The sequence below is a fragment of the Streptomyces sp. NPDC031225 genome (genome assembly GCF_055570355.1).
Genome location: NZ_JBVIHJ010000005.1, coordinates 70,328 through 82,942 on the forward strand (window position 1 = coordinate 70,328; position 12,615 = coordinate 82,942).

The window sequence follows — 12,615 nt, forward strand, 5'->3', positions numbered from 1 at the left end:
GCGCGGCTCCCGTGCCCGCGCGGATCGCGGAGCGTTCGTGGGCGCCGTGGCCCGTGCGGGCGATGCGTCCGCCCGCACCGCGACCGGTCCCCCGCCGCCGCACCCCTCCCGAGGTGGCGCCCCGGCACAAAACGGCGCGGCACGGCAGGACAACCGCACGGCGAACCCGGTGCGGACGCGGCTCCCCGCGGTCCGGGGGCGACAGTGGCGACACCAGGATCGTCTCCGCCGACCACCCGGCCACCCGGCCACCCGGCCGCCCCTCCGGCCGGACGGACCGGTTCCGCTCAGTCCAGCTCAGCCAGCCGCTGTACGGCGGGCGCGGCGAACCCCTCGATCCACTCGGCGGGAGTTCCGGTGCGCGGGGCGAGGATGACCGTGTCGATGCCGAGCTTGCCGTACCCGGTGATGTCCCGGGTGAAGGCGTCCAGGTCGCCGTGGGTGCCCTCGGCGCCCGGGTCGACGGAGTAGGTCATCGTCCTGCGGATCTCGTCGTAGTCGCGGCCCTCGGTGTCGCAGTGGCCGCGCAGCACGTCGAGCTTGTGCGCGACCTCCTCGGGCGAGGTGGCGAAGAGGTTGCAGGCGTCGGCGTGACGTGCGACCAGGCGCAGGGTCTTCTTCTCGCCGCTGCCGCCGATCATGATCTCGGGGTGCGGGCTGCTGACCGGCGCCGGTACGCACAGGGTCTCGGCGAGCCGGTAGTGGGCGCCCTCGAAGGGGCCGTTGGCCGCCGGGTCCCACATCTGGAGACAGATCCGCAGGGCCTCGTCCAGCCGCTCGAAGCGCTCCGCGAGCGGCGGGAAGGGCACACCGAGCCCTTCGTGCTCCCGGTCGTACCAGGCGGCGCCGATGCCGAGGGTGGCCCGGCCGCCGGAGAGCACGTCGAGCGTGGTCGCGATCTTGGCGAGCAGCCCGGGATGGCGGTACGTCACCCCGGTCACCAGCGCGCCGAGCCGGACCGTCTCGGTGTGGGCCGCGAGGAAGCCCAGGGTCGTGTAGGCCTCCAGCATGGGGTCCTCGGCGCCGCCGTTGAACTCCATCTGGAAGTAGTGGTCCATCACCGACAGCCAGCTCACTCCGCCCGCCTCGGCCGCTGCGCCCGCGGCGGCGAGCTCGGCGCCGAGCGCGGGACCGCCCGCGGGGTGGTTGAACCGGTTGATGTGCACGCCCACGCGCATGTGCGTCTCCGTTCACGGGACCTTCGCCGACGCCGACGACGGTAGGACTTGGAGTGCTCTCGAAGTCAAGTGCCGCCGCATGCCTGCCGGCGCCCGTCACACCAACGGACTCGACCCCGGCTCCTCCCCTTCCAGCCGCGCTTCCTGCTTCTCCCGCGCCTCCTGCTCGTCCTGCTTCCTCGCGGCCCGCAGGCTTGTCAGCGTGGTGACCGTCAGGACGAGGACGATGAAGCCGAGGGAGAAGGGGATGCCGATCTCCGGGACGTGGACGCCGGACTCGTGGAGCGCGTGCAGGACGAGCTTGACGCCGATGAACCCGAGGATGATCGAGAGGCCGTAGCTGAGGTGGACCAGCTTCTTCAGCAGGCCGCCGATGAGGAAGTACAGCTGGCGCAGGCCCATCAGGGCGAACGCGTTGGCCGTGAAGACGATGTACGGGTCCTGGGTCAGGCCGTAGATGGCGGGGATGGAGTCCAGGGCGAACAGCACGTCGGTGGAGCCGATAGCGAGCATCACGACCAGCATCGGGGTCATGACCCGCTTGCCGTTCTCCTCGATCCACAGCTTGGTGCCGTGGTAGCGGTCGGCCACGCCGAAACGCTTCTCCACCATCTTGAGCAGCTTGCTCTCCTCGTACTCCTCGTCGTGTCCGTCCTTGCGGGCGTCCTGGACGAGCTTCCAGGCGGTCCAGATCAGGAAGGCGCCGAAGATGTAGAACACCCAGGAGAACGCGGAGATGATCGCCGCACCGGCAGCGATGAACCCGGCACGCAGCACGAGCGCCATGACGACGCCGACCATCAGCACCCGCTGCTGGTACTGCGAGGGCACCGCGAACTTCCCCATGATCAGGACGAACACGAAGAGGTTGTCGACGCTCAGGGACTTCTCGGTGACGTATCCGGCGAAGAACTCGCCCGTGGGTCCCGTTCCGCCGAAGATCAGCAGTCCGAGCCCGAACAGACAGGCCAGCACGACCCAGACGACGGTCCAGACACCCGCCTCCTTGACCGACACGTCATGGGGTTTGCGGCCGATGAAGAAGTCGGCACCGACCAGGACGCACAGGGCGAGGATGGTCAGCAGCCAGACGGTGAGTGAGACGTTCACTGGTTCTCCTGGTGCATGGGGGTATCGACAGCGTTGTCACCACCGGGCATTCCTTCCACCAACGGAAGGTGAACAACAAGTCACGCGATGGCAGGGAACCGCAGGTCACGCCGGAATGTCGCGGGTTCTCGGGGTCACCACCCGCCGTACGGCGGGCAGGTTCCGCCGTACGGCGGCGCCCCGGACGGACGCCGGTACCCCGATCATGACGGCACGAGCCGCCGCGCCCCGCGTGAGGAGAACCCATGACCTACGTCCCGCCCCCGTTCGATCCCGAGCTCGCCGCCGCCCTCGACCTGATCAAGGAGATGATCTCGCCCGGCATGACGCCGGACGACATCGACCTCGTCCGCCAGGGGCCCGGCATCCAGATGCTGGCGGACATGGACCTGACCATGGGCGGGTTCTTCGAGGTGGAGGACCGGTCGGTGCCCGGCCCCGAGGGCGCCCCCGAGATCTCGCTGCTGATCTGCCGGCCCACGGCTCCGGCGCCCGCGGGGACCGCGCGTCCGGTGATCTACCACGTCCACGGCGGCGGCATGGTCCTCGGGAACAACCGGGTCGGCGTGGACGCTCCGCTGGCCTGGGCGAAGGAGCTCGACGCGGTCGTGGTCTCGGTGGAGTACCGGCTGGCGCCCGAGAATCCGCATCCGGCACCCGTCGAGGACGTGTACGCGGGACTCGTGTGGACCGCGGAGCACGCCGGGGAGATCGGTGGCGACCCGGAGCGGATCGTCATCGCGGGCGCCAGCGCGGGCGGCGGGCTGTCAGCGGGGCTGGCACTGCTGGCCCGGGACCGCAAGGGGCCGCGGGCCATCGGGCAGCTGCTGATGTGCCCGATGCTGGACGACCGCAACGAGAGCCCGTCGACCCACCAGATGGCGGGCCTGGGTGTCTGGGACCGCACGGCCAACGAGACGGGCTGGACTGCGCTGCTGGGCGAGCTGCGGGGCGGTCCCGACGTTCCGGCGTACGCGGCACCCGCCCGCGCCGAGGACCTGACGGACCTGCCGCCGGCCTTCCTCGACGTGGGGTCCGCGGAGACCTTCCGGGACGAGGTGGTGGCCTACGCGTCACGGATCTGGCAGGCCGGTGGGGTGGCCGAGCTGCATGTGTGGCCTGGGGGCTTCCACGGGTTCGACGGGTTCGCTCCGCAGGCCGCGCTGTCGCAGGCGGCTCGGGCGGCGCATCTGGCGTGGCTGCGGCGGCTGTTGGAGAACTAGGCGGGGCCCGGGGACGGCTCCGGCCCGGTCACTGTCCCCGGGGTTCCCTGTCGGTGTCGGGGCGGGGCGGGGCCGGGTCGGGCCGGTGCCTGCCTGCTGCACCGTCGCGACGCTCCCGGGCCCATCCGGCGACCGTGGCCGGACCGATGCCCGCCTGCTGCACCGTCGTGACGTGCCCGGGCCCCTGCAGCGGAGCCGCACGGGTCACAGTCCCCGGCTTCCCCACAGGGGCGCTTCTCGGCCCACATGCCGCACCATGGGCGTATGAAAGAGCTGGCCGGGCGCCTCACCGCGCTGGATCCGGATGCCGGTGCAGCCGTCCGGGTGATCGCCTACTTCGACCGGCTGTCGGAGTCCCGCGCGGGGTTGGAAGCCCTGGTGCGGGGGGCCGCCGTGCTGGCCGGGGTGCCCGCGCGGCTGGTCGACGTCGAGCGGCGGGTCGCCGTACGGGTGGAGGCCGACGGCAGCCGCCGGGACTCCACTGCGCCTGCGGACCCCGGCTGGCCGTCCGCCGCGCTCGCACCCGGCGGGGCCGCCGCCCTGTGGCTGGAGCGGGACGAAGCGGCGCCCAGCGTGGTCGACGCGGTGATTCTGGAGCGGGCCGCGGGCATCGTACGGCTCGTTCTGGACCGTACGCGGGGACGCGCGCCTGTCGACGATCCGGCCCTGGTGGAGACGGTGCTGGACGGCACGGCCCCGGAGGCGGCCCGGTTGCACGCGGCACGCGGGCTCGGACTGGATCCGGCGGTCTTTGTGCGGGCGCTGGCCCCGCTCGACGGACGGCCCCGGATCATGCCCGACAGGCCCGGTGCCGAACTCCCCACCGGGCGGGTCGGCGTGGGCCCCGCCGTGCCCGTGCTCGAACTGCCGCGGTCCTGGGCGGACGCCCGCACCGCACTGCGGTTCACCGCGGAGGGCACGGCCCAGGACCCCGGACCGAAGGCGGTGTACGCCGACGAGCTGGGCGGTGTCGCGCTGCTGGCCGACCTCGTCGCGCCGGGTGCCGAGCCGCCGCCCGACGTCCGGGCCCTGGAGGCGGCGGGGGCGGCCACGCCCTGGCTGCTCGCCACACTGCACGCCGTGGTGTCGACGGCGAGCCTGCGGGCGGCCGCCGCCGAGATCAGCGTCCACCACTCCACCCTTCAGGACCGGTTGTCCCACGCGGAGCATCTGCTCGGCTGGCACCTGCGCACCCCTCAGGGGCGGCTGCGGCTGCAGCTTGCCTTGGCCATGCGGCACTTGGCGCGGCCGTAGCGGGAGTTCGGCGGTCAGCGGAACTCGTGCACGATCTCGATCACGCCGACGATGTGCGCGTTGAACTCGTCCAACTCCTCGGCCGGTACCCACAGTTCGAGGATCGTGCGCCCTCCGGCCTGCTGGACGGGATAGCGGCTCAGGAAGTCCGACTCGACCTCGAAACGGGTCACGAATCCGGCGCCGTCGTGCTTGACGTTCCAGTCCCGGGCGATTTTGATCGCGTAGTCCTCGTTGAGGACCGGGTAGAAGATCGGCTGGTCGGGCAGCCTCGGCGGCCAGGCGCGCCAGTCGAGCTCCCGGACCAGGTCCAGCTCCTTGGGGCCGGTCGGGCGCCAGAGGGTTGTGGTGGAGGGCCGGGTGGTCATGGGCGTCGCTCTCTACGCGGGGTCGATAGTTGCGGGCGCCCTATAGAAGCAGACGCTGAAATTTTCAGCGATGCAATATCCTGGGCGTATCCGTGCCGAGACGGAGGAAGCAGGCCCCCATGACCGCCACAGACCCCGCGCTGACCGCCCTCGCCCAGGGCTGGTGCGCGCTCTCGCTGCTGCACGGCCGGATCGAGGCGCACATCGAGAAGGCCCTCCAGGCCGGGCACGACCTCAGCGTGCGGGAGTACTCGCTGCTCGACGTCCTCGGCCGTCAGCACGACGGGGAGGGCGGGCATCTGCAGATGAAGCAGGTCGCCGACGCGGTCGTGCTCAGCCAGAGCGCCACCACCCGCCTGGTCACCCGTCTCGAGGACCGCGGCCTGCTCGCCCGGTACCTGTGCCCCACCGACCGCCGCGGCATCTACACCGATGTCACCGACGCCGGCCGCACCCTCCTCGAACAAGCCCGCCCCACCAATGAGCGGGCCCTGCGCGAAGCCCTCGACCAGGCCGCCGAGAACCCCGAACTCACCCCCCTTGTACGGGCCCTGGAAGCCCACGGCGTGTCCGTCTGAGTCAGGAGCGGCGGGGCCAGGTCACCGTGTTCATCGGCGCGAGTGCCCGCTCAGGGGCGAGCGCGAGTGCCCGCTCAGGGGTGCCCGCGGATCGTCGGCTGTGAGAAGGACCGGTTCGTGGTCGGCGGCTTCGACGCCCACCCGGCCCAGATCGAGGGCTTCCCGCTTGAGCAGCCGTCCGTGGCGCAGGCCGCGGTGGTCAAGGTGCCGGCCATCCGGCTCGGGCTGACCGGCAGGGCGTAGGCGGCGCGGTGCGCTCCCGTGTCCGCGGAGGAACTCATCGCCCGGAGCCGTATGCGGACGGCCGGCTTCGAGGTGGCGCGGACCGTCGAGTTCCGGGAGGAGTCGCGGCTGACCGCCACGGGCAGGGTGTTGAAGGACCAGCCGTGAAGGAACGCGCCGCGTTTCGCGCACAAGAACGGAGATTCAGCGTGCCGACGAACCAGGCCACCGCCCCGGGGGAAGACATGTCACTCACTCGGATAGAGCGTCTCGACGAGGAGATCATCGCGCTGCTCGCGCGCCGCCGCGAGATGGCGCAGGAGCTCCCCGCCCCGGCCCGGGCCCGCGCCGTCGATCCCGGTTTCGCGGAGACCGTACGGGAGATCACCGGCCGCTACCGCGAGGAACTGGGCGGGGCCGGAGAACTCGTTGCCCGCGCGGTCCTGGTCCTGTGCCACCCGGGCCGCCGGAACTGAAGGACGGCCCAAGGGCCGTACAAAGCCGCCGGGCGTCCGCTGAAGTGATCTGTGCGACGCCCACGAGGTGGCGAAGAGCACAGGTCGCGAGGGTGCGGCGGCCGTTGACACCCTCTTGGATTTGGCCGTACAAATGGCCGCATGAGCCTGCCGCAGCTTCCCCTGGCGGGGGTCACGGTGGTCAGTCTCGAGCAGGCCGTGGCCGCGCCCTACGCCACCCGTCAGCTCGCCGACCTCGGCGCCCGGGTGATCAAGGTGGAGCGGCCGGGCGAGGGTGACTTCGCCCGCCGCTACGACACGACCGTGCACGGCCTCTCCAGCTACTTCGTGTGGCTCAACCGGTCCAAGGAGTCGCTCACCCTGAATCTGAAGGACCCGCGAGGTCTGGAGATCCTGGGCGAACTCCTCGACGGCGCCGACGTGTTCGTACAGAACCTGGCTCCGGGTGCGGCCGGCCGGCTGGGGCTGGGCGTGGACGCGCTCACCGAGCACCGGCCACGGCTGATCCCCTGCACGATCTCCGGATACGGCACCGACGGGCCGTGGGCCGACCGCAAGTCGTACGACCTGCTGGTGCAGTGCCAGACGGGCCTGGTGTCACTGACCGGGACCGCCGAGGAGACCGCCCGGGTCGGGATCTCCGTCGCCGACATCGCCGCCGGGATGTACGCCTACAGCGGCATCCTGACCGCCCTGTACACCCGTGCCACCACCGGCACCGCTCACCCGGTGGAGGTGTCGCTCTTCGAGGCACTGGCCGAGTGGATGGGCCAGCCGGCCAATTACACGCGCTACGGGGGCAGCCAGCCACCGCGCCTGGGCACCCAGCACGCGACCATCGCCCCGTACGGCGCCTTCACGGCCGCCGACGGCCGGGATGTCCTGTTCTCCATCCAGAACGAACGCGAGTGGATGATCCTCTGCACCACTTTCCTCCGACAGCCCGAACTGGCCGGGGACCCGCGCTTCGCCAACGGTTCCGACCGGGTCACCCACCGCGAGCAGCTCAACGCCCTCGTCGCGGATCGGATCGCGCGCTCCGACGCCGATGAGGTGTTGAAGGACCTGGAGGACATGGGCATCGCCTGTGCCGGGGTCAACGACGTGGCCGCGTTCCTCGACCACCCGGTCCTGGCCGCCCGCGGCCGCTGGCACGAGGTGGCGCTCCCCGGCGGGGCCACCATGGAAGCGCTGCTTCCGCCGGCCGACCTCGCGGGACTGCCCGCACGCATGGACCCGGTCCCGGCGGTGGGCGAGCACACGACGGCGATCCTCACGGAACTCGGCCGTACCGACGACGACATCGCGGCCCTGCGCGCCGACGCGGTCGTCTGAGTCCAGGGCGGAGGAGACACGAGCGATGAGCGTCCTGGACATCATCTCCGCCGACGAGCGTCTCGTCGTACGGACCGTGCGCGAGTTCGTCGACCGGGACGTCCGGCCCGTCGTCAGGGAGCTGGAGCACTCCGACACCTACCCGGCCAAGCTGTTCGCGTCCGAGACGGCCATGGAGCTCGCGCTCGACGCCGTACGAATCCACGGCGGTTACGGCTGTTCCACCGAGTTCGACGTCGAGCGGTACGTCCGGGACGCACCGCTGATGATCGTCGGCGAGGGCACGAACGAGATCCAACGCAATGTGATCGCGGCGCAGTTGGTGGCACGGGGTGGGCTGGATGGCTGAGCAGGCACAGCGCGACAGCATCTATCTGCGGCTCGCCCGGGAGCTGCGGGCGGCGATCCTGCGCCAGGACTTCCCGGAAGGGGTACGGCTGCCCACCGAGGCCGAGCTGGCCGACCGGTTCGGGATCAGCCGGCAGACCGTGCGGCGGGCCTTCCAGGACCTCGTCGCCGAGGGGCTCGTGCACCGGGTGCCGGGCCGGGGCACCTTCGCCACCCCCCGGGAGGAGCAGTACCTGCGCCAGTTCGGCTCGGTGGACGACCTGATGGGCCTGTCCATCGACACCCGTATGGACGTCGTCACCCCGCTGCACCCGCGGGTCGACGTCGCCGCGGCGGGCCGGCTGGGCCTGCACACCGACCGGGTGCACCAGGTCGCCTTTCTGCGGCTGCACGAGGGCACCGCCTTCTGCCACACCTGCGTCTCCCTGCCGCCGGAGGTCGGCCGGCTGCTGGAGTCGGCCCCGGAACTGGCGAAACCCGGCACCGCCGGTGCCACCACCGTCATCGGGCTGCTCGACGAGCGGCTGCCCGAACCGATCGCCGAGGCCGAACAGAGCATCACGGTCGCGGCGGCCGACGCGGAGATCGCCGGGCACCTCGGCTGTGAACCGGGCCGGTCGCTGCTGCGCATCGACCGGGTCTACCAGTCGGCCGCCGGCCGGCTCGTGGAACTGGCCGTCAGTCACTTCCTGCCCGAGCACTACTCGTATCGCGTGCGGCTGCGGCGCAGCGGACGCTGACGCGAGTGTTTTTCCGAACGCAAGAATCAGGAGAGAGCCTTGAGCTTGAGGATCGTTGTCACTGTGAAGTACGTGCCCGACGCCACCGGCGACCGGCACTTCGCCGATGACCTGACCGTCGACCGGGACGACGTGGACGGTCTGCTCTCCGAGCTGGACGAGTACGCGGTCGAGCAGGCGCTGCAGATCTCGGAGAACTCCGATGACGACGTCGAGGTCACCGTCCTGACGGTCGGCCCGGAGGATGCGAAGGACGCGCTGCGCAAGGCGTTGTCGATGGGCGCGGACAAGGCGATCCACGTCGAGGACGACGATCTGCACGGCACCGATGTGATCGGTACCTCGCTGGTGCTGGCGAAGGCGATCGAGAAGGCCGGCTACGACCTGGTGATCTCGGGTCTGGCCTCCACCGACGGCACCATGGGTGTGGTCCCGGCGCTGCTGGCGGAGCGGCTGGGCGTGCCGCAGGTGACGCTGCTGTCCGAGGTGTCCGTCCAGGACGGCACCGTGAAGGGCCGCCGGGACGGTGATGCCGCCTCGGAGCAGCTGGAGGCCGCGCTGCCGGCGGTGGTGTCGGTGACCGACCAGTCGGGCGAGGCCCGCTACCCGTCGTTCAAGGGCATCATGGCCGCGAAGAAGAAGCCGGTGCAGGCCTGGGACCTGTCCGACCTGGACCTGGAGGCCGGGCAGGTGGGTCTGGACGGTGCGTACACCACGGTCGACTCAGCCACCCAGCGCCCGGCCCGTACCGCGGGCACGATCGTCAAGGACGAGGGCGAGGGCGGCAAGCAGCTCGCCGAGTACCTCGCGAGCCAGAAGTTCATCTAAGGGCCGTCGGCCTGCTGAGGCTCAACCCCCTTACCGCCCCTCAGACTTCGCAATCCGCAGGAGAGCATTCCCATGGCTGAAGTTCTCGTCTATGTCGACCACGTGGACGGTGCCGTCCGCAAGCCCACCCTGGAGCTGCTGACCCTGGCCCGCCGGATCGGTGAGCCGGTCGCCGTCGCGCTGGGCAACGGCGCCGCCGACACCGCCGCCACCCTGGCCGAGCACGGGGCGACCCGTGTGCTGACCCACGATGGCGCCGAGTACGCCGACTACCTCGTCGTGCCCAAGGTCGACGCCCTGCAGGCCGCGGTCGCCGAGGTGTCCCCGGCCGCCGTGCTGGTGCCCTCCTCCGCCGAGGGCAAGGAGATCGCCGCCCGCCTCGCCCTGCGCATCGGTTCCGGCATCATCACCGACGCCACCGACCTGGAAGCCGGCGATCAGGGCCCCATCGCCACCCAGTCGGTGTTCGCCGCCTCCTTCACCACCAAGTCCCGCATCTCCAAGGGCACCCCCGTCATCACCGTCAAGCCCAACTCGGCCGCGGTCGAGACCGCCCCGGCCGCCGGCACCGTCTCGGAACTGAGCGTGTCCTTCGGGCCGCTGGCCACCGGCACCAAGGTCACCGGCCGTACCCCGCGTGAGTCGACCGGGCGCCCCGAGCTGACCGAGGCCGCGATCGTGGTCTCCGGCGGCCGCGGCGTCAACGGCTCCGAGAACTTCGCCCTCATCGAGGCCCTGGCCGACTCCCTCGGCGCGGCCGTGGGCGCCTCCCGCGCCGCGGTCGACGCGGGCTGGTACCCGCACACCAACCAGGTCGGCCAGACCGGCAAGAGCGTGTCCCCGCAGCTGTACATCGCCAACGGCATCTCCGGCGCCATCCAGCACCGCGCCGGCATGCAGACCTCCAAGACCATCGTCGCCGTCAACAAGGACGCCGAAGCCCCCATCTTCGACCTCGTCGACTACGGCGTCGTCGGCGACCTCTTCGACGTCGTCCCCGCCCTCACCGAAGAGATCAACACCCGCAAGGGCTGAGCGTGTTGCAGGGTGCTGCCCGGTTCAGCAGGACCTGGGCAGCCCCGGCTCGTTCACCTGTGCGTCACCAGGGCAGCGGACCCTTGACGTCGAAGTAGCCTCCGGTGGGGCCGTCGGGGGCGACCTGTGCCATCCGGACGATGATCTCGGCGCCCTCCTCGACGGTCTGCGTGCCCGTGTTGCCGTTCAGGTCGGTCTTGGTGAAGCCGGGTTCCACGGAGTTGATCCGCAGGGCCGGGAAGGCCTTCGCGTACTGGACGGTGAGCATGTTGACCGCGGTCTTGGACGCCGGGTAGGCGATGCCCGGGTAGAAGTGCGCGGGATGGTCCGGGTCGGAGAGATGGGTCAGCGAGGCCAGGCCGCTGCTGACGTTGACCACGACCGGTGCGGCCGAGCGTTCCAGCAGCGGCAGGAAGGCGCCGAGGACGCGGACGACACCGAAGACGTTGGTCTCGAACGTGGTGCGCATCTGGTCGGCGGTCACCGTCCTTGCGACCGGCACGCTGTTGTCGTCGGTCCGGGTCTCGATGCCGGCGTTGTTGATCAGGACGTCGAGTCCGCCGTCGGCCTCGACGATCCTGGCGGCGGCCTCGACGGAGGCGTCGTCGGTGACGTCGAGCTGGACGAAGCGGGCCCCGAGTTCGTCGGCGGCGCGCCGGCCTCGCTCGGCGTCGCGGGCACCGACGTAGACGGTGTGACCTGCGGCGACGAGTCGGCGGGCGGCCTCAAAGCCGAGACCCTTGTTCGCTCCGGTGATGAGTGTTGTCGTCATGCCACCCAGGTTCCCGCGCGGCGGCGGGGTCAGCCAGGAGGCCCTTCTTCCTGGGACTGGCGGTACCAGGCACATCCGCGGCCGACGGTGTTCACTGAGGAGCATGGCGGCCACAGAACTGGGACGGGCGTTGCGGCGCTGGCGCGACCGGGTTCCCCCGGACGCGGCCGGCCTGCCCTTGGGCGGTCACCGGCGTGCGGCGGGACTGCGGCGCGAGGAGCTGGCCCTGCTGGCCGGCATTTCGGTCGACTACGTCACGCGCCTCGAACAGGGGCGCGCGGCCAACCCGTCCGTGCAGGTCGTCGAGGCGCTGGCCCGGGCGCTGCGGCTGTCGGGGGACGAGCGGACGTATCTCTTCGGCCTCGCGGGACTGGTGCCGCCGGGCCCGGACGTCGTGCCCGGCCACATCACGCCCAGTGTGCAGCGGCTGCTGGACCGGCTTGTCGACACCCCCGTCGTGGTCTCCGACGCGGCCATGACGCTGCTGCTGGCCAACCCGATGTACGCGGCACTGATGGGCGATCCGTCCGCACTGCACGGCTTCGAACGCAACGCGGTGTGGCGCAACTTCACGGGTACGCCGAGCCGGGTGCGGCACACCCCTGAGGAACGGCGCGTCTTCGAGGCCGGCTTGGTCGCCGAACTGCGCGCGGCCGCCGCCCGCTATCCGGCCGACCGCGAACTGCCGCGCCTGATCGCGGAGTTGCGTGTCCGCAGCGGGCGGTTCGCCGAGCTGTGGGACGTGGGCGTGGTGGGCCGTCTCGCCGCCTCACGCAAGACGGTCGAGCACCCGCAGGCCGGCCCGCTCACGCTCGACTGCGACCTGCTCCGGGTGGAGGAGAACGACCTGCACATCCTCGTCTACTCGGCCGAGCCGGGCACCGAGGCCGCCGAGAAGCTGCGGCTGATCTCGGTACTGGGGACCCAGAACCTGGTCGGCGAGGGGCAGGACACGTCGTCCGGATCACGGAGCTGACGCGGTGGGTGAAGCGAACGACACCGCCCCTGGCGGAGCTTGTCCTCCATCTCGTCCAACTGGGCAAGGATGGAACAGCTGTTGACGCTGAGCGCACTCCCAGGCGTGGCCGTGCCAGTTGAGGAAGCCCGTGCACGGAACGGGCGACCGGACACACCGGCCGCCCGCGCGC

The 12,615-nt window shown here is 71.1% G+C and carries 16 protein-coding genes; 12 read left to right on the forward strand and 4 right to left on the reverse strand.

The annotated features are described in order from the left end of the window. Positions 1 to 287: 287 nt before the first annotated feature. Both ACZ48Z_RS09885 and ACZ48Z_RS09890 read right to left on the reverse strand, forming a co-directional pair. Positions 288 to 1,178 carry an LLM class F420-dependent oxidoreductase gene (locus ACZ48Z_RS09885; protein ID WP_468735308.1) on the reverse strand — a complete coding sequence of 297 codons (891 nt, stop codon included), beginning with the start codon at positions 1,176 to 1,178 and terminating at the stop codon, positions 288 to 290. A 96-nt stretch (positions 1,179 to 1,274) separates the two neighbouring features. Next, positions 1,275 to 2,288 (reverse strand): TerC family protein, encoded by a 1,014-nt coding sequence (locus ACZ48Z_RS09890; protein WP_468735309.1) that lies wholly within the window; start codon positions 2,286 to 2,288, stop codon positions 1,275 to 1,277. A 245-nt stretch (positions 2,289 to 2,533) separates the two neighbouring features. Between ACZ48Z_RS09890 and ACZ48Z_RS09895 the strand changes: the two genes are divergently transcribed. Then, positions 2,534 to 3,511 carry an alpha/beta hydrolase gene (locus tag ACZ48Z_RS09895; RefSeq protein ID WP_468735310.1) on the forward strand — a complete coding sequence of 326 codons (978 nt, stop codon included), beginning with the start codon at positions 2,534 to 2,536 and terminating at the stop codon, positions 3,509 to 3,511. Between the two features lie 264 nt (positions 3,512 to 3,775). Beyond that, positions 3,776 to 4,765, forward strand: a complete 990-nt coding sequence (locus ACZ48Z_RS09900) for a helix-turn-helix domain-containing protein (protein WP_468735311.1) — start codon at positions 3,776 to 3,778, stop codon at positions 4,763 to 4,765. Between the two features lie 14 nt (positions 4,766 to 4,779). Here ACZ48Z_RS09900 and ACZ48Z_RS09905 read toward each other — a convergent pair whose 3' ends face one another. Continuing rightward, positions 4,780 to 5,133, reverse strand: a complete 354-nt coding sequence (locus ACZ48Z_RS09905) for a hypothetical protein (protein ID WP_468735312.1) — start codon at positions 5,131 to 5,133, stop codon at positions 4,780 to 4,782. Positions 5,134 to 5,252: 119 nt separating this feature from the next. Between ACZ48Z_RS09905 and ACZ48Z_RS09910 the strand changes: the two genes are divergently transcribed. From ACZ48Z_RS09910 to ACZ48Z_RS09950, 9 genes are all read left to right on the forward strand, one after another. Next, a complete protein-coding gene (locus ACZ48Z_RS09910; protein WP_468735313.1) occupies positions 5,253 to 5,711 on the forward strand; it encodes a MarR family winged helix-turn-helix transcriptional regulator in 459 nt (152 codons plus the stop codon). 66 nt (positions 5,712 to 5,777) lie between these two features. Then, positions 5,778 to 5,954: a hypothetical protein gene (locus ACZ48Z_RS09915; RefSeq protein ID WP_468735314.1), complete on the forward strand. Its 177-nt coding sequence runs from the start codon at positions 5,778 to 5,780 to the stop codon at positions 5,952 to 5,954. Positions 5,955 to 5,972: 18 nt separating this feature from the next. Beyond that, positions 5,973 to 6,101: a hypothetical protein gene (locus ACZ48Z_RS09920; protein ID WP_468735315.1), complete on the forward strand. Its 129-nt coding sequence runs from the start codon at positions 5,973 to 5,975 to the stop codon at positions 6,099 to 6,101. 77 nt (positions 6,102 to 6,178) lie between these two features. Then, the gene (locus ACZ48Z_RS09925) at positions 6,179 to 6,409 is read left to right on the forward strand and encodes a chorismate mutase family protein (RefSeq protein WP_468735316.1); all 231 of its coding nucleotides are present in this window, start codon (positions 6,179 to 6,181) and stop codon (positions 6,407 to 6,409) included. 141 nt (positions 6,410 to 6,550) lie between these two features. Further along, positions 6,551 to 7,744, forward strand: coding sequence for a CaiB/BaiF CoA transferase family protein (locus ACZ48Z_RS09930; protein ID WP_468735317.1), 1,194 nt, complete (start codon positions 6,551 to 6,553; stop codon positions 7,742 to 7,744). 25 nt (positions 7,745 to 7,769) lie between these two features. Further along, positions 7,770 to 8,093: an acyl-CoA dehydrogenase family protein gene (locus tag ACZ48Z_RS09935; RefSeq protein ID WP_468735318.1), complete on the forward strand. Its 324-nt coding sequence runs from the start codon at positions 7,770 to 7,772 to the stop codon at positions 8,091 to 8,093. After that, positions 8,086 to 8,832, forward strand: coding sequence for a GntR family transcriptional regulator (locus ACZ48Z_RS09940; RefSeq protein ID WP_468735319.1), 747 nt, complete (start codon positions 8,086 to 8,088; stop codon positions 8,830 to 8,832). The genes ACZ48Z_RS09935 and ACZ48Z_RS09940 overlap by 8 nt, the downstream gene beginning before the upstream one ends. Positions 8,833 to 8,871: 39 nt before the next feature. Further along, a complete protein-coding gene (locus tag ACZ48Z_RS09945; protein WP_468734693.1) occupies positions 8,872 to 9,660 on the forward strand; it encodes an electron transfer flavoprotein subunit beta/FixA family protein in 789 nt (262 codons plus the stop codon). Between the two features lie 72 nt (positions 9,661 to 9,732). Further along, positions 9,733 to 10,695 carry an electron transfer flavoprotein subunit alpha/FixB family protein gene (locus ACZ48Z_RS09950; protein WP_468735320.1) on the forward strand — a complete coding sequence of 321 codons (963 nt, stop codon included), beginning with the start codon at positions 9,733 to 9,735 and terminating at the stop codon, positions 10,693 to 10,695. A gap of 64 nt (positions 10,696 to 10,759) precedes the next feature. Here ACZ48Z_RS09950 and ACZ48Z_RS09955 read toward each other — a convergent pair whose 3' ends face one another. Next, positions 10,760 to 11,467 (reverse strand): SDR family oxidoreductase, encoded by a 708-nt coding sequence (locus ACZ48Z_RS09955; protein WP_468735321.1) that lies wholly within the window; start codon positions 11,465 to 11,467, stop codon positions 10,760 to 10,762. A 103-nt stretch (positions 11,468 to 11,570) separates the two neighbouring features. Between ACZ48Z_RS09955 and ACZ48Z_RS09960 the strand changes: the two genes are divergently transcribed. After that, positions 11,571 to 12,443 carry a helix-turn-helix transcriptional regulator gene (locus tag ACZ48Z_RS09960; protein ID WP_468735322.1) on the forward strand — a complete coding sequence of 291 codons (873 nt, stop codon included), beginning with the start codon at positions 11,571 to 11,573 and terminating at the stop codon, positions 12,441 to 12,443. The last annotated feature ends 172 nt before the right edge of the window (positions 12,444 to 12,615 follow it).